The 26,207-nt window shown below is 62.1% G+C and carries 15 protein-coding genes and 1 pseudogene; 3 read left to right on the top strand and 13 right to left on the bottom strand.

The genetic code is table 11. The features are described 5' to 3' along the window. Positions 1-5 precede the first annotated feature (5 nt). The 11 genes and pseudogenes from CAF90_RS02125 to CAF90_RS02075 form a co-directional block, all read right to left on the bottom strand. Positions 6-275 (bottom strand): annotated as a pseudogene (locus tag CAF90_RS02125) (DUF971 domain-containing protein); the annotation flags it as partial. Continuing rightward, positions 272-1,234: a HEAT repeat domain-containing protein gene (locus CAF90_RS02120; protein ID WP_085603155.1), complete on the bottom strand. Its 963-nt coding sequence runs from the start codon at positions 1,232-1,234 to the stop codon at positions 272-274. The pseudogene CAF90_RS02125 and the gene CAF90_RS02120, both read right to left, overlap by 4 nt. Continuing rightward, entirely contained in the window at positions 1,231-2,079 is an 849-nt protein-coding gene (locus CAF90_RS02115; RefSeq protein ID WP_085603153.1) for an ABC transporter ATP-binding protein, read from the bottom strand. Before CAF90_RS02115 ends, CAF90_RS02120 begins: the two co-directional genes overlap by 4 nt. After that, the gene (locus tag CAF90_RS02110; RefSeq protein ID WP_085603151.1) at positions 2,079-2,852 is read right to left on the bottom strand and encodes an ABC transporter permease; all 774 of its coding nucleotides are present in this window, start codon (positions 2,850-2,852) and stop codon (positions 2,079-2,081) included. The genes CAF90_RS02115 and CAF90_RS02110 overlap by 1 nt, the downstream gene beginning before the upstream one ends. Positions 2,853-2,977: 125 nt before the next feature. Then, positions 2,978-4,381: an ABC transporter substrate-binding protein gene (locus CAF90_RS02105; protein ID WP_085603148.1), complete on the bottom strand. Its 1,404-nt coding sequence runs from the start codon at positions 4,379-4,381 to the stop codon at positions 2,978-2,980. 233 nt (positions 4,382-4,614) lie between these two features. Beyond that, a complete protein-coding gene (locus tag CAF90_RS02100) occupies positions 4,615-4,860 on the bottom strand; it encodes a ferredoxin family protein (protein WP_085603146.1) in 246 nt (81 codons plus the stop codon). Between the two features lie 25 nt (positions 4,861-4,885). Further along, positions 4,886-6,616, bottom strand: a complete 1,731-nt coding sequence (locus CAF90_RS02095; protein ID WP_085603144.1) for a fumarate reductase/succinate dehydrogenase flavoprotein subunit — start codon at positions 6,614-6,616, stop codon at positions 4,886-4,888. Between the two features lie 2 nt (positions 6,617-6,618). After that, the gene (locus CAF90_RS02090; RefSeq protein ID WP_085603142.1) at positions 6,619-7,365 is read right to left on the bottom strand and encodes a GntR family transcriptional regulator; all 747 of its coding nucleotides are present in this window, start codon (positions 7,363-7,365) and stop codon (positions 6,619-6,621) included. A gap of 95 nt (positions 7,366-7,460) precedes the next feature. Beyond that, complete coding sequence (locus tag CAF90_RS02085; RefSeq protein ID WP_085603140.1) at positions 7,461-8,429, bottom strand: Gfo/Idh/MocA family protein; 969 nt, start codon at positions 8,427-8,429, stop codon at positions 7,461-7,463. Positions 8,430-8,438: 9 nt separating this feature from the next. After that, entirely contained in the window at positions 8,439-9,326 is an 888-nt protein-coding gene (locus CAF90_RS02080) for a Dyp-type peroxidase (RefSeq protein ID WP_085603138.1), read from the bottom strand. 56 nt (positions 9,327-9,382) lie between these two features. Beyond that, positions 9,383-10,417, bottom strand: coding sequence for an AraC family transcriptional regulator (locus CAF90_RS02075; RefSeq protein ID WP_085603136.1), 1,035 nt, complete (start codon positions 10,415-10,417; stop codon positions 9,383-9,385). 211 nt (positions 10,418-10,628) lie between these two features. Between CAF90_RS02075 and CAF90_RS02070 the strand changes: the two genes are divergently transcribed. From CAF90_RS02070 to CAF90_RS02060, 3 genes are all read left to right on the top strand, one after another. Continuing rightward, positions 10,629-11,576, top strand: coding sequence for a transporter (locus CAF90_RS02070; RefSeq protein ID WP_085603133.1), 948 nt, complete (start codon positions 10,629-10,631; stop codon positions 11,574-11,576). Between the two features lie 253 nt (positions 11,577-11,829). After that, positions 11,830-12,024 carry a stability determinant gene (locus tag CAF90_RS02065; protein ID WP_085605124.1) on the top strand — a complete coding sequence of 65 codons (195 nt, stop codon included), beginning with the start codon at positions 11,830-11,832 and terminating at the stop codon, positions 12,022-12,024. Then, complete coding sequence (locus CAF90_RS02060; protein ID WP_371915852.1) at positions 11,930-12,298, top strand: type II toxin-antitoxin system RelE/ParE family toxin; 369 nt, start codon at positions 11,930-11,932, stop codon at positions 12,296-12,298. Before CAF90_RS02065 ends, CAF90_RS02060 begins: the two co-directional genes overlap by 95 nt. A gap of 48 nt (positions 12,299-12,346) precedes the next feature. Here CAF90_RS02060 and CAF90_RS02055 read toward each other — a convergent pair whose 3' ends face one another. Beyond that, the gene (locus tag CAF90_RS02055; RefSeq protein ID WP_085603131.1) at positions 12,347-24,835 is read right to left on the bottom strand and encodes a filamentous haemagglutinin family protein; all 12,489 of its coding nucleotides are present in this window, start codon (positions 24,833-24,835) and stop codon (positions 12,347-12,349) included. Positions 24,836-25,024: 189 nt separating this feature from the next. Continuing rightward, positions 25,025-26,134: a substrate-binding domain-containing protein gene (locus CAF90_RS02050; protein ID WP_085603129.1), complete on the bottom strand. Its 1,110-nt coding sequence runs from the start codon at positions 26,132-26,134 to the stop codon at positions 25,025-25,027. Positions 26,135-26,207: the final 73 nt, after the last annotated feature.

Below are 26,207 nucleotides of genomic sequence, written 5' to 3'. Positions count from 1 at the left end.
CCCTCCAGCTGCGCGAGATAGGCCCACGGGTAAATCCCGCGCTGGTGGCCATCGCTGAACACCAGTTGCAGGCCATAGCCCTGAGCGTTCAATTCGATGACCCGCACACGCGGGTCAACCAACGGTGGCGAGCCCCGCAGACGAAACGCCCGGCATTGCGAGCACGGGCATTGGCGGCGCAGTTCGGCATGGTCGAGCAACTGCTCGCGGCCATCCGGCCAGCTCAGCCGCAACCGGTGCTTACTTTGGGAATTGCCGACCGACAGCGGGCTCATTGCAGCTGACTCAAGGCAATCCGCACGGCTTTGCGCACTTCCGGGTCGCCGTCGTCCTGCGCGGCCTGCAATGCCGCCACGGCGCCGCGATCATTCAGTTCGCCGAGGGCCAGCGCGGCTTCCTTGCGCAGGTTGCTGATGCGATGGCCGAGGGTGTCGATCAGGGCGTCGAGGGCAGCGACGTACTTGAGGCGCCCGAGACTGCGGGTCGCGCGCAGGCGCACTTGCCAGTAGTCGTCGGCCAAGGCTTCGATCAGCGCCGGCCCGGCGTCGGTATGGCCGACCTTGCCGAGGGTGGTCGCGGCTTCTTCGCGCACTTGCCAGGCCTGGTCCTGCAGGGCCTGACGCAATGCGGGCAGCACCTCGGCATCACTTGCCAGGCCCAGGGCGCCGGTGGCGGCGCGACGTACTTCGGTGTCCGGGTCGTCACTCGCCAATCGGGCCAGGGCCGGCAGTGCGTCGAGCTGCTTGAGCCAGCCGAGCACGCCGACGGCTTCGCGGCGCACACTGGCATCGGCATCGTTCAGCGCCTGAATCGCGGACGACGCAGCGCCGGGGAAGCGCAATTCACGCAAGGCCCGGAACGCGGCTATACGCACGCCGGTTTCGGCATGACTGGTCCACGGCAGAATCACCCTGCCCGCCGCTTCGGTCTTGAGCAGGCTCAGGCTCTGCGCCGCAGCGGCTTGCACTGCTGGTGACGGATCCGTCAGCGCCTGGCACAGCGCTTCAACCACCGGCTCGTCTTCCCAGGCTTCCAACAGACGCGCCGCTTCGGCACGTACTTCTTCGGCGGGGTCTTCGGCCAGACGCTCGACCAGCCAGAGCAGACCGTCCGGCTCTTCGAGGTCGGCCAGATCGATCAGGGCAATCCGCCGCACACCGGCGTCATCGGCGGTCAGGCGCGGTTGCAGGGCGAGAATGTCGTCGTTATCGGTCACAGCAAAAAATGAGGTCATAGGGCAAATCGCGGCAAGGAGTTTTCAGGAGGCAAACCGAGCGGATTGAGGCGCGGCAGCGGTCGGTCGTTGTCGTGACGCAGCAGGTCGAGGCAGTGGCGCTTGAGGCGCGAGAACTCGTGGCTGGTCACCAGTTCGGTGGTGCGTGGCCGGGGGAAATCCAGGCGCAAGTCTTCGATAATTCGCCCCGGCCGTGCGCTCATCACCAGCAAGCGATCGGCGAGGAACAGCGCTTCATCGATGTCATGGGTGACGAACACCACGGTGGTGCGAATTCGCGTCCAGATATCCAGCAGCAGTTCCTGCATGTTCAGTCGGGTCAGCGCATCCAGTGCGCCGAAGGGTTCGTCCATCAGCAACAGCCGGGGGCGATTGACCAGCACCCGGGCGATCTCCACCCGTTGCTGCATGCCGCCGGAAAGTTGATCGGGCCAGCGTTCGGCGAAGCCTTCGAGGCCGACCAGTTTGAGGATGTCGTCGGCGGCGCGATGGCGCTCGGCCTTGCCGATGCCGCGCATTTTCAGGCCGAAGGCAACGTTGTCGCGCACGGTGCGCCACGGGAACAGCGTGTGATGCTGGAACACCATGCCGCGCTGCGGTGACGGGCCAGACACTTCGGCGCCATCGACTTTCAACTGCCCGCCATGGGGCTGCAGATGCCCGGCCAGCGCACCGAGCAAGGTTGATTTGCCGCAACCGGACGGGCCGAGAATGCACACGAACTGGCCCGGCTCGATCTGGCAATCCAGGCCCTGCACCGCTTCAAAGGCTTGCGGGCCTTCGCCAAGGACGATGGACAACTGTCGGATGTCGATCCGCCCTTCCGGAGTTTGCATCACGCTCATCAGGCTTTTCCTCGTGGTCGGTGCCAGGGCGTGAACAGCCCGCCCAGGCGTTTGATCAGCAGGCTGCTGCCCATGCCCAACACGCCGATCAGCAACATGCCGACCACGATGTCGGCGTAGTTCTGAATGGTGTAGGACTCCCAGGTGTAGTAACCGATACCGAACTGGCCGGAGATCATTTCGGCGGTCACCAGACAGAACCACGACGTGCCCATGCCGATGGCGAGGCCGGTGATGATGCTCGGTGCGGCGCCCGGCAGGATCACTTCCAGCAGGATCGCCCGACGCCCGGCCCCGAGGCTTTTGGCCGAGGCGATCAGGCGCGGGTCGACGCCTTCGACGCCGTGCACGGTGTTGAGCAGGATCGGGAACAGCGCGCCGGTGAAGGTGATGAAGACCATCGACAGTTCCGACGACGGGAACATCAGGATCGCCAGTGGAATCCAGGCCACGGCAGGGATCGGGCGCAACACTTCCAGTGGCGGCAGCAGCAAGTCTTCGGCCCACTTTGAACGGGCGATGGCCAGGCCCAGGGCGATGCCGAGGACCAGCGCCGCGAGGTAACCGGCGAAGACCCGGCCGAGGCTGGCGGTCAGGTGCTGGATGAGTTTGCCGGAGTCGCCGAGGCCGAGAGCGGCTTCGATCACGGCCAGCGGGGTTGGCACGTTGGCGAAGGTGACGAGGCCGAGGTTCCAGTGGTGGCTGGCGGCTAGTTGCCAGAAGAGCAGGCAGAGCAGCAGTGAGGCGGCTCGGGGGATCCAGCGTGAAAACATATATCACCTCTGATCGTTCCCACGCTCTGCGTGGGAATGCATCCCGTGACGCTCCGCGTCACAGTGGACGCAGAGCGTCCATGGCGGCATTCCCACGCAGAGCGTGGGAACGATCTACGTTTGAGTTAACGACTGGCAACGGCCTGGGTCGTGGCATCGGTGAAGTCAAACACCTTCCCGCCCTGCGCCGACGCGTATTGCTGCGCCTGCCCCTTGAGCAAAAACGCGCTGAGGCGCCCCTTCGCATCACTGGCAAACCACGCCTGCTCCGCCAGCAACTTGATCCCGCTGTCACTCGCCTGCGCATACACCGCACGGATGTTCTTGCCTTCCGACTTCAGGCCGGCCAGCGCCGTGAACGCCTCTTCAGCCGAGGCATACCGCCGGACCTTGTCCTCACCGCGCACCCAGATTTCCGCGACATGACTGAAGTCCGAAATTGCTTTCCCGGTCGCCGCATCGACAGACTTCAACGGCGTCTGCGCGTAGTTGGCCAGTTGCGCCGTGTAATCCAGATTCGAAGCCTTGAACGCCGCACGGATGTACTGATCGTCGATAAAGGTATTCAGGTCGAGCCCGCGATCCGCCTTCTTCAGTAGCTTCAGCGTGTCGATCGCGGTGCCCACGGCCTGGCGATACTCCGGTTTCCAGCTCAGGTCACGGGTCTGCACACCGAGCGGGCCGTGGAACAGGTAATTGACCTCGGCATCGACGCCGGTGACCTTGGCGATCAGCTCGCTGTATTTCTCCGGTTCGGCGGCCAGCAGTTGGTTGGCCTCGATACTCGCACGCAGGTAGGCGACGACGATTTCCGGGTACTTCTTCGCGTAGGCCTGATCGACCAGCGCACCGTGGAAAGTCGGCGCATTGGCTTGGGCGCCGTCGTAGATCTTGCGGGCGAAGCCACGGCTCGGGAACAGTTCGGCGAACGGCACGAAGTCGGCGTGGGCGTCGATCTTGCCGGCCTGCAACGCCGAGCCTGCGACCTCTGGCGGCTGGGCGATGATGTTCACGTCCTTGAGCGGATCCCAACCCTGCTCCGCCACGGCGCGCAGCAACATGCCGTGGGCGGTGGAGGCGAACGGCACGGAAATGGTCTTGCCCTTGAGCTCACTCAGCGACTGCACGCCCGACGCGCTCGGCACCACGATGCCGTTGCCGCTGCCCTTGATGCTGCCCGACAACACGCTGATGAACAGGCTGTGTTTGCCGGCGGTTTCAAACGCCACGCCGTTGAACGCGCCGGGGAAATCGGCCATGGCGCCGAAGTCGAGTTTGCCGGCGACCATCTCGTTGGTCAGCGGTGCGCCGCTGGTGAAGTTCTTCCACTGCACGTCGTACTTGGCGTCCTTGTAGGCGCCGTCGTGAGGCAGGTATTTGTCGAGCAGGCCCAGCTCGCGAATCAACAGGCCGCCGGCGGCGCAGTTGATGGTGGTGTCCTGGGTGCCGATGGCAATGCGGATGGTTTCGGCCGAGGCCGAAAGGGTGAACGAAGCCAGTACCAGACCGGCGATTGCTGCACGCAACATGGTTGAATCCCCTCGAATCATTTATAGGATGTTCGTCTCCGCCGCGATCAGGGCGCGGTGGGAAACGAGGGGTGTTTGGTGAATCCAGCGTCCGGGGTTTACGGATGGCTATCGGCTCGCCACAAATCCCCTGTGGGAGCGGGCTTGCTCGCGAAAGCGGTGTTTCAGTCAATAGTGATGCCAGCAATGCCGGCCTCTTCGGGAGCAAGCCCCCTCCCACAGTGGATTTGGGGTCAACGCAGTAAATATGGGATGTCGACTTTCACCGCGCCGGTCGGGCAGTCCTTTTCGCAAGGCATGCAGTACCAGCATTCATCGAACGCCATGTAGGCCTTTTGCGTGGCCGGGTTGATCGCCAGCAGGTCCATCGGGCAGACGTCGACGCACACGGTGCAGCCCTTTTCGGCGATGCATTTGTCCTCGTCCACGGTGACGGGGGCATTGGAGCGGAAGAAGATTTCCTGGGTTTGATAGGCCATGGTTCGGACTCTCTCTAGTGATGCATCAAGCGGCGAAAGCGCCGACCCGCAGACGGTCGTAGGCCTGCATTTCCTCGGCATCGAGCGGGATGATGTAAGGCTCGACGGCTTTCTTGAAACTGGTCATGCGCCCGTCCTCGCCCTTCTTCAGGTGGCAGTGGCAGAACCATTCGCGGTCGTCCCGTTGCGGGTGATCGACGCGGTAGTGGTACAGGCCCCAGCGGCTTTCAGCGCGGAACAGCGAGGCGCGCGCAGCCATTTCGGCGCAGTCGCGAATCACGCTGGTTTCCATGGCGCGCATCAGTTCGTGGGCGTTGTTGGCCTTCATCTCGTCGAGATCGCGTTCGATGTCGCTGAAACGTTGCAGGCCGATTTCCATTTTCTTGGTCACTTTCGGCGGTTGCAGGTAGTCGTTGACGAAGCGCCGCAGCTTGTACTCGACCTGAGCCGGCGGCAGGCCATGCTCGCGATCCAGCGGTGCGTAGACCCGGGCCTTTTCCTTTTCGATCTGCTCGGCATCCAGCGCAGAGAACTCGCGTCCGGCAACAAACTCCGCCGCGTTGTTGCCCGCGAACCAGCCGTAGGTGAACGCGCCGAGCATGTAGTTGTGCGGCACGGCGGCCATGTCACCGGCCGAGTACAACCCCTTCACCGAGGTTTCGGCGCGCTCGTTGACCCACACGCCGGACGCCGAATGGCCGCTGCAAAAACCGATTTCCGAGATGTGCATCTCGACCATCTGCGTGCGGTAATCGGTGCCGCGATTGGCGTGGAACTGGCCGCGACTCGGGCGCTCGTTGCTGTGGAGGATTTCCTCGATGTTCTGAATGGTTTCCTCGGCCAGGTGATCGAGCTTGAGGAACACCGGGCCGTTGCCGCTTTCCAGTTCCTGGTGGAACTCCCACATCATCTGCCCGCTCCAGTAGTCGCACTCGATGAAGCGTTCGCCCTTGTTGTTGGCGGTGTAGCCACCCAGCGGGCCGGTGACGTAGGCGCAGGCCGGCCCGTTGTAGTCCTTGATCAGCGGGTTGATCTGGAAGCACTCGAGGTTCGCCAGTTCGGCCCCGGCGTGATACGCCATCGCGTAACCGTCGCCGGCATTGGTCGGGTTTTCGTAGGTGCCCATCAGGTAACCCGAGGACGGCAGACCGAGTCGCCCGGCCGCACCGCAAGCGAGGATGACAGCCTTGGCCTTGATCACGTGAAAGTCAGCGGTGCGGCAGTCAAACCCCATCACACCGTTGACGGCGCCCTCCTCGTCGGTCAGCAAACGGGTGCAGACCAGTCGGTTGGTGATGCTCACCCGCGCCCGTTTCAACTGGCGATACAGGACTTTCTTGATGTCGTGCCCTTCCGGCATCGGCAGCACGTAGGCGCCCATGTGGTGGACTTTCTTCACCGCGTAATCGCCGGTTTCGTCCTTCTCGAACTTCACGCCCCAGCGGTCGAGTTGTTCGATGGTTTCGAAACTGTGCGTCGCGTAGGCGTACACCGCTGCCTGATTGACGATGCCGTCGTTGGCGATGGTGATTTCCTTGGTGTACTGCTCGGGCGTCGAGTGCCCGGGAATGATCGCGTTGTTCAGGCCGTCCATGCCCATGCTGATCGCACCACTGCGCTTGACGTTGGCCTTGTCGACCAGCAGCACGCGCAGTTCCTTGTTCTTTTCCTTGGCCTTGATCGCGGCCATCGGGCCGGCAGTGCCGCCGCCGATCACGACGATGTCGTATTCCTGTTCGAGGGTGTTGCGGGTCATGGTCAGGCCCCTTTTTGCCGGTCGATCCGCAGGCGGTACTGGAACGCATCGCCACGGTAGTAAAGGTGTTCGAAGTCCAGCGGCTGGCCGTTGGCGTCATGGGTCAGACGCTCGATGCGCATGATCGGCGAGCCGGCTTCGACGTTCAGCGCCTGGGTCAGGTCGCTGTCGGCCAGCACCGCGTCAATGGCCAGATCGGCGTGGCCGAGGGCAATGCCACAGTCGTTTTCGAGGATCAGGAAGATGTCGCGGGTCACCAGATCGGCCTTCTCCAGCCGCTCGCCGACGGCTTTGGGCAGGTAGGTGATTTCCAGCGAGATTGGTTCGCGGTTGATCAGCCGTACGCGTTTGATCTGCGCGACGATTTCGCCTTCAGCGACCTGCAAACGCTCGGCGACCAGTTTGTCGGCGGCGATGAATTTGAAGCTGCGCAGGCGGTTGATCACCTCGTAGCCACGGCCGGTCATGGACTCGGCGAGGCCTTGCAGGGTGCTGACGTTTTGAAAGGTCTTGGGTTTGGCGACGAAGGTGCCTTTGCCGTGGATCTTGAAGATCAGCCCTTCTTTCTGCAGATCGCCCAGGGCCTGGCGCACGGTGATGCGGCTGACCTTGAACAGCGTGCCGAGCTCGCTTTCGGACGGCATCTGGCTGTCTTGCGGGTATTCGCCGTCGAGAATCCGGGCGCGCAGCACGTCGCGCAGTTGGGTGTGCAGAGGAACGCTGCCAAGGGAGAGAACGTTATCGGTCATCACGGGATCACTTGTTATAACGAGTTATGACGTGATCTTAGAGACGTTATGACAAGCTTGAGAAATACCGAATGAGCATAAGGTTAGATGCGCCTTCAGTGGCGCTTGAGGATCTGATCCATGACCCAATCGGTCTTGAGGGCTTCGGCGGCGATTGCCGGGTGCTGCGACTCACCGCGAATCTGCGCGTTCATGCCCAGCACGTGGTGCCATTGGATGTGTTCGTGATGGGGGATTTCCAGGCTGATGTGTTCATCGGCATGCAGCTCGACCGGATGCTCGTCGAACACCGAAAAACCGATTCGCCCTTGGCTGCCGATGATCTCGACCCGATCCTCGCGCCGGTCCGCGACAAAGCTCCAGCAACCCATGCCCAGCGCTCCCGAAGCGAATCGCCAACTGGCGCTGACCGCATCCTCCGCCGCGTACAACCCGGCCTGGCGCGCGGTGAAGCCGGCGACTTCAACGATGTCGCCGAGCAGGTACTGGAACAGGTCGAACCCATGGCTGGCCAGATCGGCGAAATACCCGCCCCCGGCCACCGCCGGATCGGTGCGCCAGTTTGCGCTGCCGTCCAGATCCTTGGGCGATGGTGCCTTGGTCAGCGTCCAGCTCAGGTGCCGCACCTCACCGATGCGCCCCTGTTCCAGCCATTGCCGAACTTGCTGGAAACGCGGCAACGAACGGCGGTAATAGGACACGAACAGGTGCAAGCCGGCGTCGGCAAATACCCGCTGCATCTCGCGGCTTTGCCCGGCATTGAGGGCCATGGGTTTTTCCACGCAGCAATGCTTGCCGGCGGCGGCGACTTTCAGGCTGTAGGCGTGGTGACTGTCGGGGGGCGTGGCGATGTACACCGCGTCCACCTCGGGGTCGTTGATCAGGGCATCGACGTCGGTGTACGTCCGGGCGATGCCGTGGCGCGCGGCGTAATCGGTCACGGCTTCGAGGCGTCGCCCCATCACCGCCACCAACGCCGAACCGGGCGCCTTGTAGAAGGCCGGCCCGCTCTTGCGTTCAGCGACGCTGCCGCAACCGATCATGCCCCAACGCACCACGTTCATGCTTGTGCCTCAGCCGATGCGCAGTGCGCGCAGGTCGAGGTGGCCGTTTTGCAGCGGCGGGCACCAGTAGTAGCCGCCGGTGATCGGCCGGCTGATGCGATACAGACCGTCGGTGATGCCGTCTTCCAGACCGCTCATGCGGCGCAGTTGTGCTTCGAAGGCATCAAGGGAGAAACCGAACGCCAGGAACATCAGGCCGGCGCGGTCGCCTTCGATCCACGGCATCGAACGACGCACGACGAAGGCTTCCGGGGCGAAGCTTTCCTGGGCGGTGCGTTTGACGTGGGCGGACACCGGGGCGTCGTCGATCTCTTCGTTGTCGCTCAGGCGACGGCCCATGATGTTGTCCTTGTCCTCGGCGGACAACGCATGGAAACCCCTGAGGTCATGCTGCCACTGCTGGATCGCGGCAAAGCTGCCACCGACCAGACCGTCCGCGCCTTCACTTTGCAGTGCGGCGGCGATGGCGGCTTCGTCATGCGGGTTTTCAGTGCCGTCTTCATAACCGGTGAGGTCGTGACCGTCCTTGTGGCGGAAGGCTTCCTGCATCTGCACCAGACGCAACGCCGGGGCCAGTGCGGCCTCAAGTGCAGTGCTGCGGTTGAGCAGATCACCACGGTCGATGCCGTGCAGCCAGACCCACAGGGCGTGCTGGGTCGACGGGTTTTCCACGCCAACGCCGGTCAGCGCCGGGAAGCTGCGCAGGCCGTCGATGTTCACATTCAGGGCCTTGGCCAGGGATTCACCGAAACCGACCACTGCCGACTTGCCGTCCACCAGGTTCAGCAGGTTGTCGATCGCCTGCGGCAGCGCTTCAACCGACTCGAGGGCGAAAAACAGGTGACGTGCTTGCGGCGGAACTGGGGTGGCGAGGATGCCCGGCTGGTAGTAACTCATGTCGACTCCTTGGAAAGAGCGCGGAGTTTAACTGTAGCCGGAGGGTTTGTGTGGGATCAGATGACGCACTCGCTGCGCCACGCACTCGGACTCTTCCCCGTCCAACGCTTGAACGCCCGCCGAAAACTGCGAACGTCGCTGTAACCGACCTCCTCGGTAATCCGCTCGATCGGCATCTCAGGATTGGCCAGCAGACTCATGGTGCGCGCCTGACGCACTTGCTCCAGCAGCGCCTCAAACGTTAGCGAATGTTCAGTCAACCGCCGACGCAAAGTACGACTGCTCATGTTCAAGTCACCAGCAATCTTTTCGATGTGACTGCCCCGGCTCAGATCCCGGGCAATCGCCCGCTCCACAGCCTGGATCAGATCAAGCTTCTGATGAACCTGCGCCGCCTCCAGCTCCAGCAACTTGACCGCCTGACGCAGCGCCAGCGAATGGTGGTTGGGCAGGTTCACATCCAGCCACTGCACGTCGATCAGCATGCGATTGTGCAGACACCCGAAACGCACCTCCGGCCCCAGCAGCCGCCGGTATTCATCGACGTAATCCGGCGCGGCGTGCATGAACTCCACGGCAATCGGCTTGAACGTCTCGCCCACCAGCGCCCGGCCATAGACCAGCAGGCTGGCGAAAAACTCTTCAACCGCAAACACCTGCACTTCGGCGAATGGCAACCGGCATTCGACGTCGACGTACACCTGATCGCCCACCACATCGACGCTGGAAACCACGATCCCGCCGGAAGTGTGCTGATGCCGAACCCCGATTTCGAACGCGTCGCGCAAGGTCTTGCACAGCGACAGTACATGCCCCAGCAGCCCCAGCGTCCCGAGCACGTTCTGCGCGCCGACCCACAGGCCCAGCCCCTGATTGGGCAAAGCTTTAAGCGCACGCTGGATCATGGCAACGGCCTGGCGGTAGGAAATCCGCTGTGCCGGATCCTGCAGGTCTTCGAAATCAAAACCCAGGCCACGGCACAGACTCTGCGGCTCGATGCCCTTGTTGGCGGCGACTTCGGCCAGGGTTTGCAGGAGAAATGGCGACACCAGCGCCAGTTCGAAGGTGGGGTCTTGGACTTTTACGTTCATGGAGGCTGACATTCCGGATCACGCTGAATTGTTATTTTTGTAACCGGTTATGTCGAAGGAAGTTAGCACAGGGTTGACGGGCTGTCCGCAGAAGTCCCCTTCCGTGTCCGCCAATACCCTGCCCTGACGTGCGCCAAGGGCTTATTTCTATAGTGGCCGGGCGCCCTGCGTGCCGGCGTTGCGCCCAAACACAATAATAATGAGGACGGACATGACCCCGAACCGCGCGACATTCCCTGTGCGACTGGCGCTGAGCCTGCTCGGCTGCGCCGCGACCCTGCCGGCGCTGGCCACCGAAGCCGGCGTCGACAACATCGGCCCCGGCACCGACGGTTTCTTCATGCTGCCGATGGAGGTCGACAGCCTTCCGGAGAACATGGTCGCCTTCAACCTCTACTACAACCACTACAAGGCGCGGAAGCTCAACATCAGCTCGTTCGGCGGCAAGGTGCCGAATGTCGAGATCGAGTCCACTGCCGTGATCCCGCGTCTCGACTACCTGAGCCCGGTGCGGATCTTCGGCGGGCGCCTGGCCGGTTACATCGCCCAGCCGTGGCTCAAGCAGGAAGTCTCGGTGTTCGGCCTGAGCGACACCCGTGAAGGCATGGGCGATACCACCATCGCACCGATCATCCTGTGGGACATGGGCAAGGACCTGACCCTCGGCGCCGCCGTGGAAATCACCGTGCCCACCGGCGAATACAGCGTCGATCGCCTGGCCAACACCAGCAACAATTTCTACACCTACAAACCGCTGTTTTCCTTCACCTGGCTGCCGACCGAACGCACCGAGGTGTCGATGAAGACCACCTACAGCTTCAACGAGAAGAACAAGGACACCGACTACAAGTCCGGGCAGATCTTCCACTTCGATTACTCGGCCAGCTACAAGATCACCGACGACCTGATGCTCGGCATCAACGGCTACTACCTCAAGCAGACCACCGACGACAAACAGTTCGGCCACACCGTGCAGTTCGCCGGCGAAGACGTGAACGACGGCGTCCGCGGCAAGGTGTTCGCCATCGGCCCGGCGCTGCACTTCACCTTCCTCAAGTACGCCAGCGCCGAGATTCGCTGGGCCAAGGAGTTCGACGTAGAGAACCGGCCGGAGGGGGAAATGTTGTGGGCGAAGGTGAGTATTCCGTATGCGTTCTGAGTGCGTTTGTAGGAAGGCGTGCGCGGATTTGTAGGCTGAAAACCTGAAAAACGGAGGGCAGGAATAGGCCTACAGCGGCGGTCGAGATTGCCGGACAACGGTGGGAAACGTCCGGCAGATTTCAAAGGGGTGCTTGCAGATACTGGGCTTCGTTATCCCATGGTTCTTCAAGGGCTCATGGGGTACATCGTCTGCCAGTGACGACAATGGGCCATTCCCCCTTAAACTGCTGAAATTGATCACGGAGATCACTATGAGCTTATTACTTTCCCCGTATTACTCTGACTTCGAATCCGAAGAAGAGGCAGAGAGCTACGATCGCTGGTTTCGTGCAGAGGTACAGGATGCACTGGATGATCCTAGCCCTGGCATTCCCCATGATGAAGCTATGGCAATGCTCGACCAGATGCTGGAAGAGATGCGCAGGAAGCGCCGCGCTGCTGCTTGAATGGAGCAGCAAGTCCTCGCGCCAACTGGCTGACATCTTCAAATACATTGAGCAACACAACACCAACGCTTCAATTTCGCTAAGACACAAGGTGGGTGCAGCAGCACAGCGACTTTCATCAATACCTTATGGTTACCGACCTGGCCGAGTGCCTGGCACTCGTGAAATGGTGATTCATCCGAACTATCTGCTGGTCTATCGAGTGAATGGCCACATCAAAATACTGACGGTACTTCACGCCCGACAAAAATACCCTCCAACCTCATCACCATAAAAAAAGGGCGGCCAAGTGGCCGCCCGAAGCGTACTACACGAGAGTCCTTTACAACGTCAGCTGTCCCCGCTCCTCTTCGGTCAGCTGTTGTTTCGCCTGTTCATCCAGCGCCCCGGCGCCCAGCACCTGCACCGGGCTGTTGGGGTTGTAGCCCGGCGTCGGTACGCGGCTGGCACCGTCGCGGGTCGGGGCCAGTTGTTCGTTGCCGAAGCTGAGTACCTGCACGGTGAATACCGAGGCCTGGTTCTGGCGCGACGCGGCTTGCTGCTGACGGGCGACGTCTTCCGCCGCCTGGGTTGCCGACGATGCAGCGGAGCTGGCAGAGGTGATCGCCCCGGTGTTGACCGCCAAAACCACCGGCACGCCGGTCGCCTTGCCCTGCACCGAGATGTTGGCGGCGTTGACCACCGTCAGCGCAGCAATGTTGACGTTGCCCGAGACGCGAATCCCCGCCTCGCCCGCATCGATGGTGCCCAGCGGCGCGATCAGGTCGATGTCCCCCGGGGCCACTTCGGCAATCGGGTTGAGCGTAGCGATACCGGCGCCGGTGCTCGGCACAGATGGCGACAGGGTCACGTTGCCCCAAGTGTCGTACACGCGTTTCGGCGGCGTGTAGACCACGGTGGTTTTCGAGCCGCGACCGGCGTTGATGTCGCCTTCAGCGGACCACCCCAGAATCGAGCCGCCAAACGTCGTCATGATCCGGCTCTGCCCCAGCAGAATGCTGCCCTCGGAGTAGAGCTGAATATTTCCCGAACCCTGGGTGATGATCCCCGCCGTGGACGGTGGCGCCGCGCCCTCGATACCGAACACCTGACCACCACCCGGCGTGAGCATCTGGATGTCACCGCCGAACAGCGTCTTGACCCCGGCGCCGCCATAAAGAGTGATGTCGCCGTCGTATCGGATCGGATTGCCGGCCACATCGGTAGTCGGGAACAGCGAAGCAATGGCGTTGCGACCACGCAGGTAACTGCCTTTGCGCGGGCCATCGGCGTCGTTGTATTCAAGGCCCCCAGCACGCAGTTCGGCGAAGTACACCTGACGGGCGAAGATCGCCTGCTCGGCACTTGGCAACGCGGCGAAGAAGGCTTGCGCCTGTTCGGCGTTGCCGCTGAAGCCATAGCCGAGGGTCAGCCAGCTCTGCAGCTCGTCGAGGTAAGTCTTGACCACTTTGCCCGGTTGCCCGTTAAGCGACGCATTCGGGTCGGCGAGGTTCTGCGGGTTCAGGTAACGGGCGATGAACCGCGAATAATCCGGACCTTGCGCCCCGGCCCCCGCCTGCAATACCACGCTGGCGCCCGGTTGTTTATCGCCTGCGACCAGCGAGCCGAGGCTGGTGATGCTGGCGCGGTTTTCCATGAGGATGTTACGCCCTGCATTGATATCGAGGACACCGGGCCCGGCGATATCGAAGCTGCTGTAGAGAATGTCGCGACCCGCCGACACCCGCGATACGTCTCGTGGGTCATTGTGGACGAACAGGTTGCCGGTGGACGTGATGTTTTCGCGGTTGATACCCATCTCTTCGGGCTGCACGGAGGTTGGCTGTCCAAGATTGGTCCCTGACGCGACGATGTCACGACCGGCGATCATCCAGACCGGCCCGGCGGCCTCATACCAGGTACGTTTGGATATTTCGAAATTCAAGGTCTCACCTGTGCGTACACCCACAAGATCACCGGTCAACGCATAGAAGCGTGCAGGCTGCTGAACATTGCTCAATCCCGAATAGCTGTTGGGGCCGAATGCGAACAGCGGGTAACGCGTGTTTCCGTCCGGAACAACACCGTCGCGGCTGTAATTGCTGGCCACCAGTGAGCCTGGTGAATTGGCATCAAAGCGATTGAACGCCGGATTGAATGGTGTAGCGATGGCCAAAGGACTGGCACCGGATTGATTGATCGCATAGCCACCCGCGTAGATCGAGTCACCCGCCAACAATTCCAGCTGACCTGACTGCGCCGGCGCCAGCAGCAACGAATAGGCTTTAAACGGGTTGTTGCCAAGTCCGCCGTCAAAAGCGGCGGACGGACCGGCATAAATGGACCCCTGCCCCGCCACTGCCCGAAGGATGGAGGGATAGACGAACCGGCCGTCCGTAGGCGAAGTGTTTCGCCCAGTGATCAGATTGTTGGAACCGTCGAACTCTGCGATCTGCGTACTGGGCGTGAGATTGCCCCCCGCCGAAAACAAGTCGATCGCCGTATGGTCGGTCCACAACGAAAAACCGCTCAGGATCCCGCCTCTCTGGATGTCCCCATTGCTGTCGAAAACAGGGGTTGCGTTCTGCAGGCTCACTCGCCCCGGATCGCCGGCCCCGCCCAACACCAGATCGCCACGGGTGCTCAGGCTCATGCCCGAGTCGCCGGGAATCAATACCAGGCCACCGGAAGCTTTGCTGAGCGTGGAAGTAAACGGATCGAAAGCGCGCGTCTCCCGCGGGTCATTAAATTGCGAGGCCGCGCCGTATTGCAGATCAATTCCGCCCACAGCCCCGCCACTCAATTGTGCCGCGCCGCGCAGGTTGATCAGCGTACCTTGCAGATCGTGGAATGGTCGCGCCGTGCCGGTATCACCCGCCCGGGCTTGCAGCGACGGGTTGAGCTGACCGCCTATGCGGATATCCATGTCACCGCCACCGGTCATCTGCACGCTACCATCGCTGCCGATTCTGCCTGTGCTGCCGACTGCCACGATCAGCCCTTGACTGCGCAGGTAATTGCGCGAATCGCCCATGGGCTTCAACAGGCCCGCGTCAGCCCCGGCGCGCAAACTGATGTTGCCGCCGCCCAGCGTACCAAAGCCGGTAAACCCGACCAGGTACGGGTCGGTGCTGGTTGAGTTCGGTATCGGCTGAGTGATGTAACTGCCGAAGTTGATCCACCAGGCGGTTGGAACATCGGCGCTGCCCGTCCCCTGGCGCCACAGCCAGTTACCGACGGCGACGCTGGCGATCTGGTCGCGGAAACCGCCGGAAGTGGTTTGCTCTTTATGCCCTACCGAGTCGCCGGAAATCGATCCACCGGCATTGACCGTGAGGTTACCGCCCAGCTGTGGATACCAGGCCTGATAAAGGCTGTCAGTACCACCGTTGACCCATTTTTCGTAGTCGACCCCCGTGCTGCCCAGAACCGAGTTGTTATCGGAAAGGTGCCCGCGTGGCTGGTTATAGAGCGGATCGACATTGGCCGACTGCGTCCCTGCGGTGTACACACCAAAAGGTGAGTCCATGCTCAGATTGCCCGCCGCGATCAAGTCGAGATCGCCCGTACCGGTGCGCAGCACACTGAACATCTGGGTGTGAGCCTTGGCGGATTTTTGCGGATTGTTTTCCAGGCACAATTCCGGCATCAGTTCGCAGAGGATCAGGTAGTCATCCGGAACGGGCTCGTAATCGGCGCCCATGCCACTGCCCGGTGCCCAGACCCAGCGTGCCATCGGCGCGCAATCGCCAGGGCCGATCTCGCACAGAATCAGGTACTCCTCGGGGATCGGTTCATAGGCGGGGAAGCCATACTGGTTGCCGACGGCCCAGACCAGTTTCGCGGCACCTTGAGTGACCGTCACGCCATAGTGCGTATCCGCCAGTCGCAAATTGCCTTCGCTGGTCACCGGTTTGACCATGCGGTTATCGGCGGCCTCAAGATCGGCACCGGCCACCACACGCATCGACCACGACGCACTGCCCGACGGCAACATGCTCGCCACTGCCCAGTTCTTGCCCTGCTGCGTGCCGTTGAACGGGCGCAACTCGATCAGTGACGTACCGTCGGCCAGCTTCACGTCCGTCATTGACGGAATCAGCGACCCGCGCAACAAGGCCAGTGAACCGCTCAACAGAACGCCGCCAGTGTTGCCGGTGTCTGCATCGACAGTCCCGGGAAGCGGCACGCCCTTGGGCCAGGTCATCGCGTCCAGTGCGGTCGCCTTGTTCAGGCGAATGCCTGCACCCAGACGCGTAGTGGCTGGCAAGGTCACGCTGTCGCTGAGCAATGTTCCTGCGGCGTACAGCAGATTGCCGTTCTGGTCGTGAATGGCGCCAGCCAGCACCGTACCGGCGCTGAAGGTATAGGATTCTTTCAAGGTCACCTGACCTGGTAGCAACGTACCGCTGGCGAAGGTCGCACTCTGAATCGCCACGTCATAGTTCAGCGTTGCACCCACCGGGAACCTCGTCCCCTCGGCCAGCGAAACACCGGTGCCCGGAACGATCAGATCGCCGCCAAACGGCTGCACACCGGCAATCAGTTTCCAACCGGCATCATCGACGGTTTCCGGTGGCGGGGCGAAGCCGTCGTTGATGCTGCCGTAAATATCGAGGTTGCCGCCGGCACGGATCACCAGGCTGCCGGCCTCCCCTGAACCGTAAACGGCAGGGTTCAGCCGCGTGTGCGGATTGAGACTGGCGTAGCGATAGCCCGAAAGGTCCAGATCGCCCTCCACCACCAGATCACCGTCGGCAGTCTTGCTGGCGATTTCCACGCCCGGCCGCAGATGGAATGCATCGGCGTAGGTGGCGTTGTTCAGCCCGGCCAGTTTGCGTTGCAGCAGATCACTGTTGCCCAGCGCGGCGTTGATGAAGTTGTTGCTGTCACCGTGAATGCGATCGAGCATGGCTTGATCGATGACCTGATAAGGCCGCCCGCTGACGGCCTGATCGACACCATCACGGGCATCGGTGTAACGGCGCACACCATTGAGCCCGATAGAACGCGCGCCCTGAATGGTCAGCGCACCACTGGCGTCGATGGCGATGTCATTGTTGCCCAGGCGTGGCGCGTTCAGTTCCAGCGTGCCGCGCAGCATTCCGTCATGTTGCCCTGCGAGGAAACCGGGCACGGCATCGGTGCCGTGGCGCAGGTCGATGCGTGCGCCGCTGCCCAGCGTGAGCACGCCATCGCCGGAACCGAGTTCGACCGTGGCACGGTTCGGCGCATCGATGATCTTGCCGTAGCTGTCCACCCGCAGCACGCGACCATGGGCGTCGAGCACGCTGTTACCCGCGAGGGTCAGACCGTTTTTCGCCGACAGACGAATGCTGCCGACACGTTCGCCGCTGGCATCGATCAGACCGGCCACCGTCAGGCTGCCATTGTCCACCGACACATTGACCTCGCCAGCCTTGAGACCGTCGCCGATCACCAGATTGCCCTGCTTGAGTTGCAGGCTGCGACTGCCGAACACCTGACCTGCGTTCAACCGCTGATTGAGCGCGGCGAACTGCTCAGTGGCGTCACCGCCCAGGCGTTGAGCGCGAATGTCCACGCCCCCGGCCTTGTACGGCACCAACGTGCCCCCGGCGTCGTAGTAACCGCTGCTGCCGCCGACAATCTCGCCTTGCAGGTCGACCATCCCGGCTGCGTCCGCCAATGCGACGACGCTGAGATTGCCGGCCTGATTGTTCTGCGCCGATAGATCGATGCGCGAGCCCGCGGCCTGACGGATATTGCCGTTGGCGCTGTACAGCGAAACATCGCCGCCCCAGCTGTACTTGCTGACATCGTTGAACGGCAGGGTGCGCCAGGCCATATCCAGCACGGCTCCGCTGCCCAGGGTCAGATCGCCCTCGGACTTCACCGTCAGCTTGCCGCTGGCCAATGCGATACGGCTGTCGAGCACGACGTCGCGGGCTTCAAGGTTCAACTCCGCCCCCAAGGCATTGGCCACTCCGACAGCCCCGGCGCCACTGAGCGTCAGGCTGTTGCCGGCCTTGAGCAGACTGACCGATGCCGCTTCACCGGTCAGCAACGGTGTGCGCAGATTCAGATTGCCGCCACTGTAAGTGTAGCCTTTGACCGGGTCGTAAACGCCCTGCTGCTGATAAACCGCCAGGCTGCCTTTGTGATTGGCGGTGATACGGTCGCTGGCGCTCAGGTTGACGTTGGCAAAACCCAGCGCCAGACGATTGTTCTGATCCAGACCATTGGGTTGTGGCATCGGCCCGTAACCCAGCTCGATGCGTTGCGCCTGAATATCCAGCGTGCCCTTTCCGGTGCCGGCCCCCTCTTTGATCACCGTACCCGGGTTTTGAGTGGCACCGTTCCAGATCAGATTGCTGGTACGGATGGTCGCCATATCATTGGCATCGCCCAAGCCGTAAATCGCAGGTGTCACGAGTAACAGATTCTGCAACTTGCTCTGACCGGTCTGCGGATCCAGCGTATCGAGGGTCACGCTGCCAAAGAAGTTGATTGCATCGCGAGCGGTCAGGCTCAGGGTTTCAAGAGCTGGCGCACCATACTGGGTGTCGCCGCGTAACAGGCGGTCAAGCACAGTCGGGTTCAGTACCAGGCCATTGGGTACGCGGTTGCCTGCCGCCGCCAGCGACGCTGCATTACCGACATTCACCGCGCCAACGGCGAGCGCCAGGTGTCGGGTACCGAAACGTACTGTCTCACCCAGCTCGAACTGATCGTTGGTGGCGGCGGTAATGCTGCCATTGGAATAAAGCAGCGCCGGGTTGCTGCATGCGCCCGACGCGCAGCTGCCGATACGAACGTTGCCGCCGCTGCCGAGGTCGGGTGCCAGCACGTTGGTCCAGCCGTTGGACACCAACAACATGCTGGCGGCCCCCGGTTTATAGAGATAGCCATCCGCGGAGTCATAGGCGACATTGCCGCGTCCCAGCGTATTGATGCCCGCCCCCGCCTCGACCGTTATCCCGCCGGCGCCCGACGTCGTGCGCAACAGGACTTCCGGCGCCGACAACACGGCTCCTTCACGCAGAACGATGCTGGAGTTATCACCCAGGAAACCGATGAGATTACCTTCCACGGTGTACCGCACATTCGGCATTGCACCGACGGTCAGACGTCCTGCATTCAGGTTGTTCAGGGTATCGGCATAGAGAGAGACGCCTTTGAAACCCTCAGTAGGTGCATGCCCTGCACCCAGGATTTCAAAATCTGCGCCGGCGTTGCCACTGCGTACCACCGCTGTGCCAACCCTGCCATTTTCGGCTGCCGCGAATAACGCGCTACCCGCGAACTGAAGCGCAATGTCTTGCTTGCCACCCGCGACAAGACGCAAATCCAGCGTCTTGCCATCCATCGGTGCCAACGCCCTTGGCACGCCACGGCGCGCGGCGTCGCTCTGGATAAATGCAGTGAATCCGGTTTCGTTGTACTGCGAATAACGGCGCAACACGTCAGCCGACGTCAGAATGACCTGACTGGCCAGACTGTCGCGCAGCCCGGTATTGGCAATCGACATCTGTGCGTTGCTGGTCCACGACCCATTGCGCATTTGCAAAGAGCCTGCCGTCGCGCCTGGCGCGGCCTGACCATTGACCTCGACCCGGAACGCGCCGGGCAGCAGCGCGAAGGTAGAAGGCAACAGTGTGTAAGTGCCCGCCGGCAGCCCCGGCACACCGCTGCCAAGGGTGATTTGCTGGCCGATACGCGGGTCCACCGCACCGGCTTCGGCGAGCACGGGCGCGTAGGTACTCTGATTGCCCGGGACAATGGCGTAGACAGGGTTGCTTGCCAGCCCCGGCAAGCTGAACGTACCGTCAGCGGCGTTGCGTACCAGCGGGTTGAAACGCGCATCGGTCGAGCCGCCACGCCCGGAAACGAAACCGGCGCCGCGCAGATCGCCACCGCCCGAAAGGTCAATCACCGCGCCGCTCTGTACGTCAATGAATTGCGAGCGGATTGCCACGCCTGTGTTCTCGCCCGTGATCCCCTCAAGGGCGACGGACTTGCCGTTGTAAAGGTAGTCGATGCCATCGGTGGTGCCACCATACGGCATGACCAGGCCGGCAGCGCTGACCGAGGTCAGGCTGCCGGGAAGCAGATGAACCTCGCGGGTCTGGGTCAACAGGTCGTCACCCAGGGAAATCTGGCCCAGCGGTGCGCGAATCACCCCTCCCTGCTCGACGTATCCGCCATACAGACTCAACTTGCCGAACACCGAGTACGGCAATGCAACGGGCGCCGCACCCCGTCCGCTGATGCGCAACGTGTGCGCCGGCGCCGTAATCGAGCCCTGATAACCGACACGCACTTCAGCCTGGACGCCGCTGGCGGGATAAATCTGTGCAGCGCCAAGGCTCAAGTCACCCGGCGTCCACAGGCGGGTCTTCTCCGCGCCATCGGTCTGTGCCAGGAAACGCAGATCACCGCTGCTGTCGAGCGATACCTGGCCAAAAGCCCTTCGGCTGTATTCAGCGGCAGGTCCGCTGACTTGCCGGATCACGCCCTGGGTACCGAACGACAGACCGTTGCTCAGATCCAGCAGATTCGCTGATGCATTGAAGCTGGCCTCTGACAGTCGGGTCGTCGGATTGAGTGTTGCCTGAGGTCGAACCTTACCGACGATGCCGTAGTAGGTGCCGACTCCGGACAGACGCAGATAGGGTGCGCTGACATCGACACGCGTTGCATCGTTCGACGACTCGGCCAGAGACAAGGCGCCCGCATACAGGCTCAGGCTCTGATTCATGTGCAGATTCACGTCACCGTCGAACGACAGCAGACCGTTGCTGAGCAGACTCAGGTTATCGAAACCACCACTCATCAAACCATCGGCACTCAAGCGCGCCTGCCCATAGCGCAAACCGTCAGCGCTATGGCCGGGTTCCAGATCCGATCCCAATCGCTGATCAGCCGCGCCTTGAGCAATGATCATCTCCCTTGGCGCTCGCACCTTGTTGTCCGCAGAGTCCGCGTACAACGGTGATTCCAGGGCAATGTCCAGACGTCCTCCAGCGGCCCCGAGACCACCCGCCACCGCACGCAGACTGCCTTCGATGGACAGACCGTTGTAAGAACTCAGGCTGATGCGACCACCGTCAGTAGCGATGCGGGTCGGACCCTGGCCGGCGATATCGAGCAACGCCTCTGCACCCGAGGCATCCAGCCGTGCGCCTGGTCGTACGATCACGTAAGCATCGGCAGCGGTGGCTGTGGCGAGTTTCGAGTCGATCTCGCCGCCGATGACGATGCTGCCGCCCTTGCCCACCTGACCATACGTGCGCCCCAGAACGTCCGTTGCGGTACTGACTTGTCCGGATACATCCAGCACGGCCTGTTCACCGATCCAGATCGAACGGTCGTGGGCCTTCGGATCGGCAACCAGGATGGACGTCGCCGGCTTGATCGAGCCGAACTGTTGCTGACGGATGTCAATCGTGCCGCCCCTTGCATATAGCTCACCATCGACGGTGATCTGCCCGGCGCCACGCAGTTTGATGCTTTGTCCCGGGTCGACGCTGATGCGCGAGCCACGGCCCAGCGTCAGGGTGCTGTTGGCGGCATCGATCAGGTCGTCCAATGTCGCGCCACCTTGCAACGTCAGGCTGGCACCGGCGCGTTGAGTCAGAACGCCCTTGGTCGGGTTTTCCTGGAACAGCGTCGGAGTCCACAGCTCCAGCGCCGTACGCGGATCAACGCTGCTGATCACGTTCGGTGCCGCGTCGCCGAAACGGTAGACCGGCATGTTCACGTCGATTGCGGTGCCTTCGGCAACGTCGAGTCCGCTCAGGCCGATCAGGTTGTAGGCGGAGAATCCTTTGCCGAACAAATCGGCGGACAGTTGCAGGGTGTTGTCCGCCAGGGTTTTGTCCGTTTGCCCGATGAGTATTTTGTTGGCCTGCACCGTCAGGGTGCCGCCGCCCGTGACGCCGTACCCACGCAGTTCGCCGTCGAGGTTCAGACGGGTTTTGCCTGGCGCGGAAATAGCGCTCGACTCCAGCGTCAGGTCGCCGCCCTTGCCACCCCGGGTCTTGCCATTGGCAAGCACAGCGCCACCGGAAGAAACGTCGAGCAGGCTGCCGGCAGCGACGTCGATATCGCCGCTGCTGCGGATCGATATCAGGCCACCGTTCAGATACGCCAGGCTGGCGTTATCGTCCGGATTGGTGCGCAGGTTGCTCCATAGGCCTCGGGTGTCGAGAAGCACGCCTTCGGCGATGCGGGTTTGCGTCGCTTTGTCGGTTTTGGCCACCAGGCGAGTGTCGGTGTTTGTACCGCCATTGAACTGATTGAGTACGTTGCCCAGACGCAGACTGCCACCGCGTGCAGTCAGATCGGCGCCGACCTGCACATCCGGGGCGTAGAGGGTGATATCGCCACCGCTGTCGACCGTAAGCGCACCGTCAACGGCGATCTGATCCTTGGTCGAAACCTTGAGCGCACCAAGGCGGAATCCGTTGAGCTGATCGTTGTCGAGATACAGCTTGCCCTTGCGGGTATCGGACACCGCGCCGGTCAAGTCAAGATCATTGCCGGCGACCGGGCGCGTGCCACCGATCTGTACCTGATCGAGCAATGGATTGAGGCTGTAGAGCAGGCCGTTCGACGCCGCGACGAAGGTCGGGTCGTAACTGCCGACAATCAATTGCGCACGCCGGGCCAGTGCGGTCTGACTCTGCTGATAACCGTCGAGCACCGGTTTCGGCGCCTGATTCTGCCGCTCGCCCTGGTACACATCACCGATCATCTGCCCGTCGAGCACGGCGCTGGCAGTGGAAATCACCAGTTGCCCGGCATCGCGACCCACGGTGTAACCCGACTCGAAGCGCGAACGCGGGGCGATCAGCGGGTTGTAGAAGTAGCTGGTCTGGCCCCAGCGCTCGCTGTTGTCTTCATAACCTTTGTACAAGCCGGTGTAGAGCAGATCCCCCGGCGCACGAGAGACTTCGTACAAGCGCCCGTCTGCGCCACGCAGCCAGCTCTGGCGGATCTGCCCGCTCTGTACATCCAGGGTGCCGCCGGACAGGTTGATCAGCGAACCCTTTTCGGTGACCACGTCGTTGCCGGCGAAACTCACCGTGCCACCCTGCGCCATCCACTCGCCGACGCTGTGACCCTGGGTGCCGAGATAACCACCGACTTCCAGCAAGCCGCCGGCGGTGTACCAGCGATCCGTGGCATAGCCGTTGGTGCCGGCCGGCACATACACCAGCTCGCGCACATCGACCCAGATGTCGTTGCTGTTGAGCGCGCCCTTCTCGCGGTTGACCGACGCATCACGCTGCTCGTTGCCCTGCACGTTGATCTTGATGCTGTTGTTTTCCATCGCCACCTTGACGCCGATGGCACCGGACACATCGATCATCGCGCCGTCACGCACCAGACTGCGACGCTGCGCGCTGACCGCGACCTGGCCGCCTGTGGCCAGAGTGATGGAGCCATTCTGGAACTCGACACTACCGCCGCTCTGGATCTCGATACGCGACTGGTCGCCACGGATCCGGTTGTTGGCTGTGACGCCCGTCAGCGCGGCCTGATGCTGACTGTCGAGGGCGGTCATGTCGCTGCTGTCGAGCATGATCGCCGTGGCACTGCCCTGCCCCAGCGTCACACTGCCGTTGTTATCGGTGCTCGGGTTGGAAAGGTGAATCGTGCCCCGCGTCGCCACTGACGTGCTGGCGAGCAATACGCCGTTTTGCACCACCTCATGACCGGTCAGGGTGATGTCGCCCGTCGCGGACTGGATCAATCCGTTGTTGCTGACCTTGCCCGCCACGGCACCGGCCTTGAAGCCCGGAATAACTTCACTGCCAAAGGTGGTCGACAGCGCATTGCCTTCAGTGCCCGAGCCCTTGCGGATGTAGAAACGGTCACCGGCGGCCAGCACGGTCTGACCCTTGGCAGTGCTGATGCTGCCGTTGTTCTGCACTTCGTTGCCGAGCAGCAGCGCATAGCCTCCGGCATCGGTGGAAGCCGACGGTTTATGGGTTTCAATCGAGGCGCCGCGCTCCACCAGCACTTTGCCGGCCGCATCGGTGAATGTCGGCTGACTGCCGGTGCTGTCGAAATACAGACCCCGATCACGGAACTGGATATCGGTGATGTTCGCCGCTGCCGCTACCAGATTGCGCACGTTCACCTGACTGCTGCCGCTGAACACGATGCCGTTGCGGTTGATCAGCATCACCGTGCCGTTGCCCTTGATCTGGCCTTGAATCTGGCTGGCCCGGGCGTTTGGATCGTTGACCCGGTTGAGCACTGCCCAGTTCGACTGCTGGGCAAAATCGACCGTGGTGTTGCGGCCGACGTTGAAGGTTTCCCAGTTGAGGATTGCCTTGTCGGCAGTCTGCTCGATCGTCACCGTGGTCTTGCCATCGACCTGGGTCTGCTGCGGGCCTTTCGCGTTCTGCCAGCCCTGGGTCAGGCTGTTGTCGACTTTCAGACCGCCCTCACCCAGGCCGTCCGGCACGAACTGCACCGTGCCCAACGCGGCGGCGCGCCCAGCCGCCTGCGCCGCCTGCTGCGCGGCAATTGCAGCGACCGTGTTGTTCAGGGTCTGAATCGAGCGCTGCAACTGCGCATTGGCCTTCTGCTGCTGGGCCAGCGGCGGTGTCATCCCCGGCAAGCCACCCACGCTCGGACGCGCCGCCGCAGCCTGTTGCGCCGCGCCCTTGGCAGCAAACCAGCCCGAACTGAACGCCGTCTGCGCCTGCGCGCTGCCCGCCACCAGACACAACGCCACCGCGTGCGCCAACGGTTTGAGCAACCACAGCGACGGCTCGACGGTTTCACGCTTGGAGGACAGAACGCTGGTACGACGACGGGATGGGCGAGCGAGCATCACTACGAGATCCTTTTTGATTGCCACACAAGGCCGCAGGCATGCAAAAACCTGCTGTTACGTCATAGGCAGTTGGCGAGGGGCGCGACCGAACGGATGTCACACAAACTTCATGATTGAGGTGTATCCAACCAAAAAAAATGGCGGCAACCCGAAGGTTGCCGCCATTTCTGTTACGACTGCGCGAGCTTACAAAGGACGACCGATGGTGTTGCACACGGTGGTGTTGTTGATGTCCAGGTTGTTGCCCGAGGTGTTAGTGATGAAGTTGGCGGTTACAGCGTTTTTCCAGGAATCAGGCACTGCGACGAACTTGTGAGCCTGAGTCGCGGCGTTGTTGCCCGGGATGCTGTAGTGCTTGGTCAGGAAGGCTTTGACGTCGGCGGCCACGGCTGCATCCTTGTAGCACTGACCGAAGATGAAGTTGGTGTAGGCAGCGAGCTTGTAACCCAGAGCCGGGTTGGCAACCACTGGCGACCAGTTGGCCGGGTTGGCAGCCTGGGCAGCGGTCGAAGGAGCGGAAACCGATGCCAGTGCCAGGTTGACGTTGGCCGAAGTCGGCTGAACACCGTTGACGCGGGCAACAACAGCGTTGCTGGTGGCATCGACACCGTCCGGACCGACGTAACCGATGGAGCCGTCAACTGCGTTCACGGCAGTGGCGACATCGGAAGTGTTGGCAACGCCGACCCAGTTCGAAGGCAGCGCGATGCCACCGATACGAGCGGCGGTGAAGGTGGTGTTGGTGGCGAATTGAGTCGGGCAGACGGCGTTCAGGTGACGGGTCAGGATTTCCGAAGTGCCGCTGGAAACGTTGCGATAAACAACGCGGATGGCGGTGGTGTCGGAAGTGCCCAACAGAGCACCCCAAGTGGTTTTGGCGCCGGAGAACACGTCGCACAGTTGAGCGCTGGTCAGGTTCAGAGCGGTCTGACCGGCTTTTTTGTAAGGGATGGCAACCGAAGTGGCAACCGAAGGCAGTTGAATCAGCGGGCCGAACGAAGCGCCGTAGGTGCTGCTGTAGGTGCTAAGTTCCGAAGCGCTGAGGATCGAGTCGCTACCGGCGAAGTGCACAGTGCCAGTGGTGCTGAAACCGGCCGGGTTGTTGGTCAGGAAAGCGGTCTTGCCACCGCCGCTGCCGATGGCTGCGTAGCTGAAGTTGGCTGGCAGGATGCTGTCGGACGAACCTTTGTACAGAGCGGCTGGCAGGGTTGCACCACCACCGGTAACGGCCATGGCTTGAGCGGAAGCCAGAGCGGCAACGGTCAGGGAAGCTGCGATCAGAGTGCGCTTGAACATGAAGAATCTCCTTTTCAACGTTGGTTGTGAACACAGGTTTTCAGGGGACTTGCATGACACTGGGAAGACTCAC

This window comes from Pseudomonas sp. B37(2017), from assembly GCF_002112885.1.
GTDB classification, from domain to species: Bacteria; Pseudomonadota; Gammaproteobacteria; order Pseudomonadales; family Pseudomonadaceae; genus Aquipseudomonas; species Aquipseudomonas paraglycinae.
Note: the sequence above shows the minus strand (reverse complement) of the source record. Positions and strands in the feature narration are given on the sequence as shown.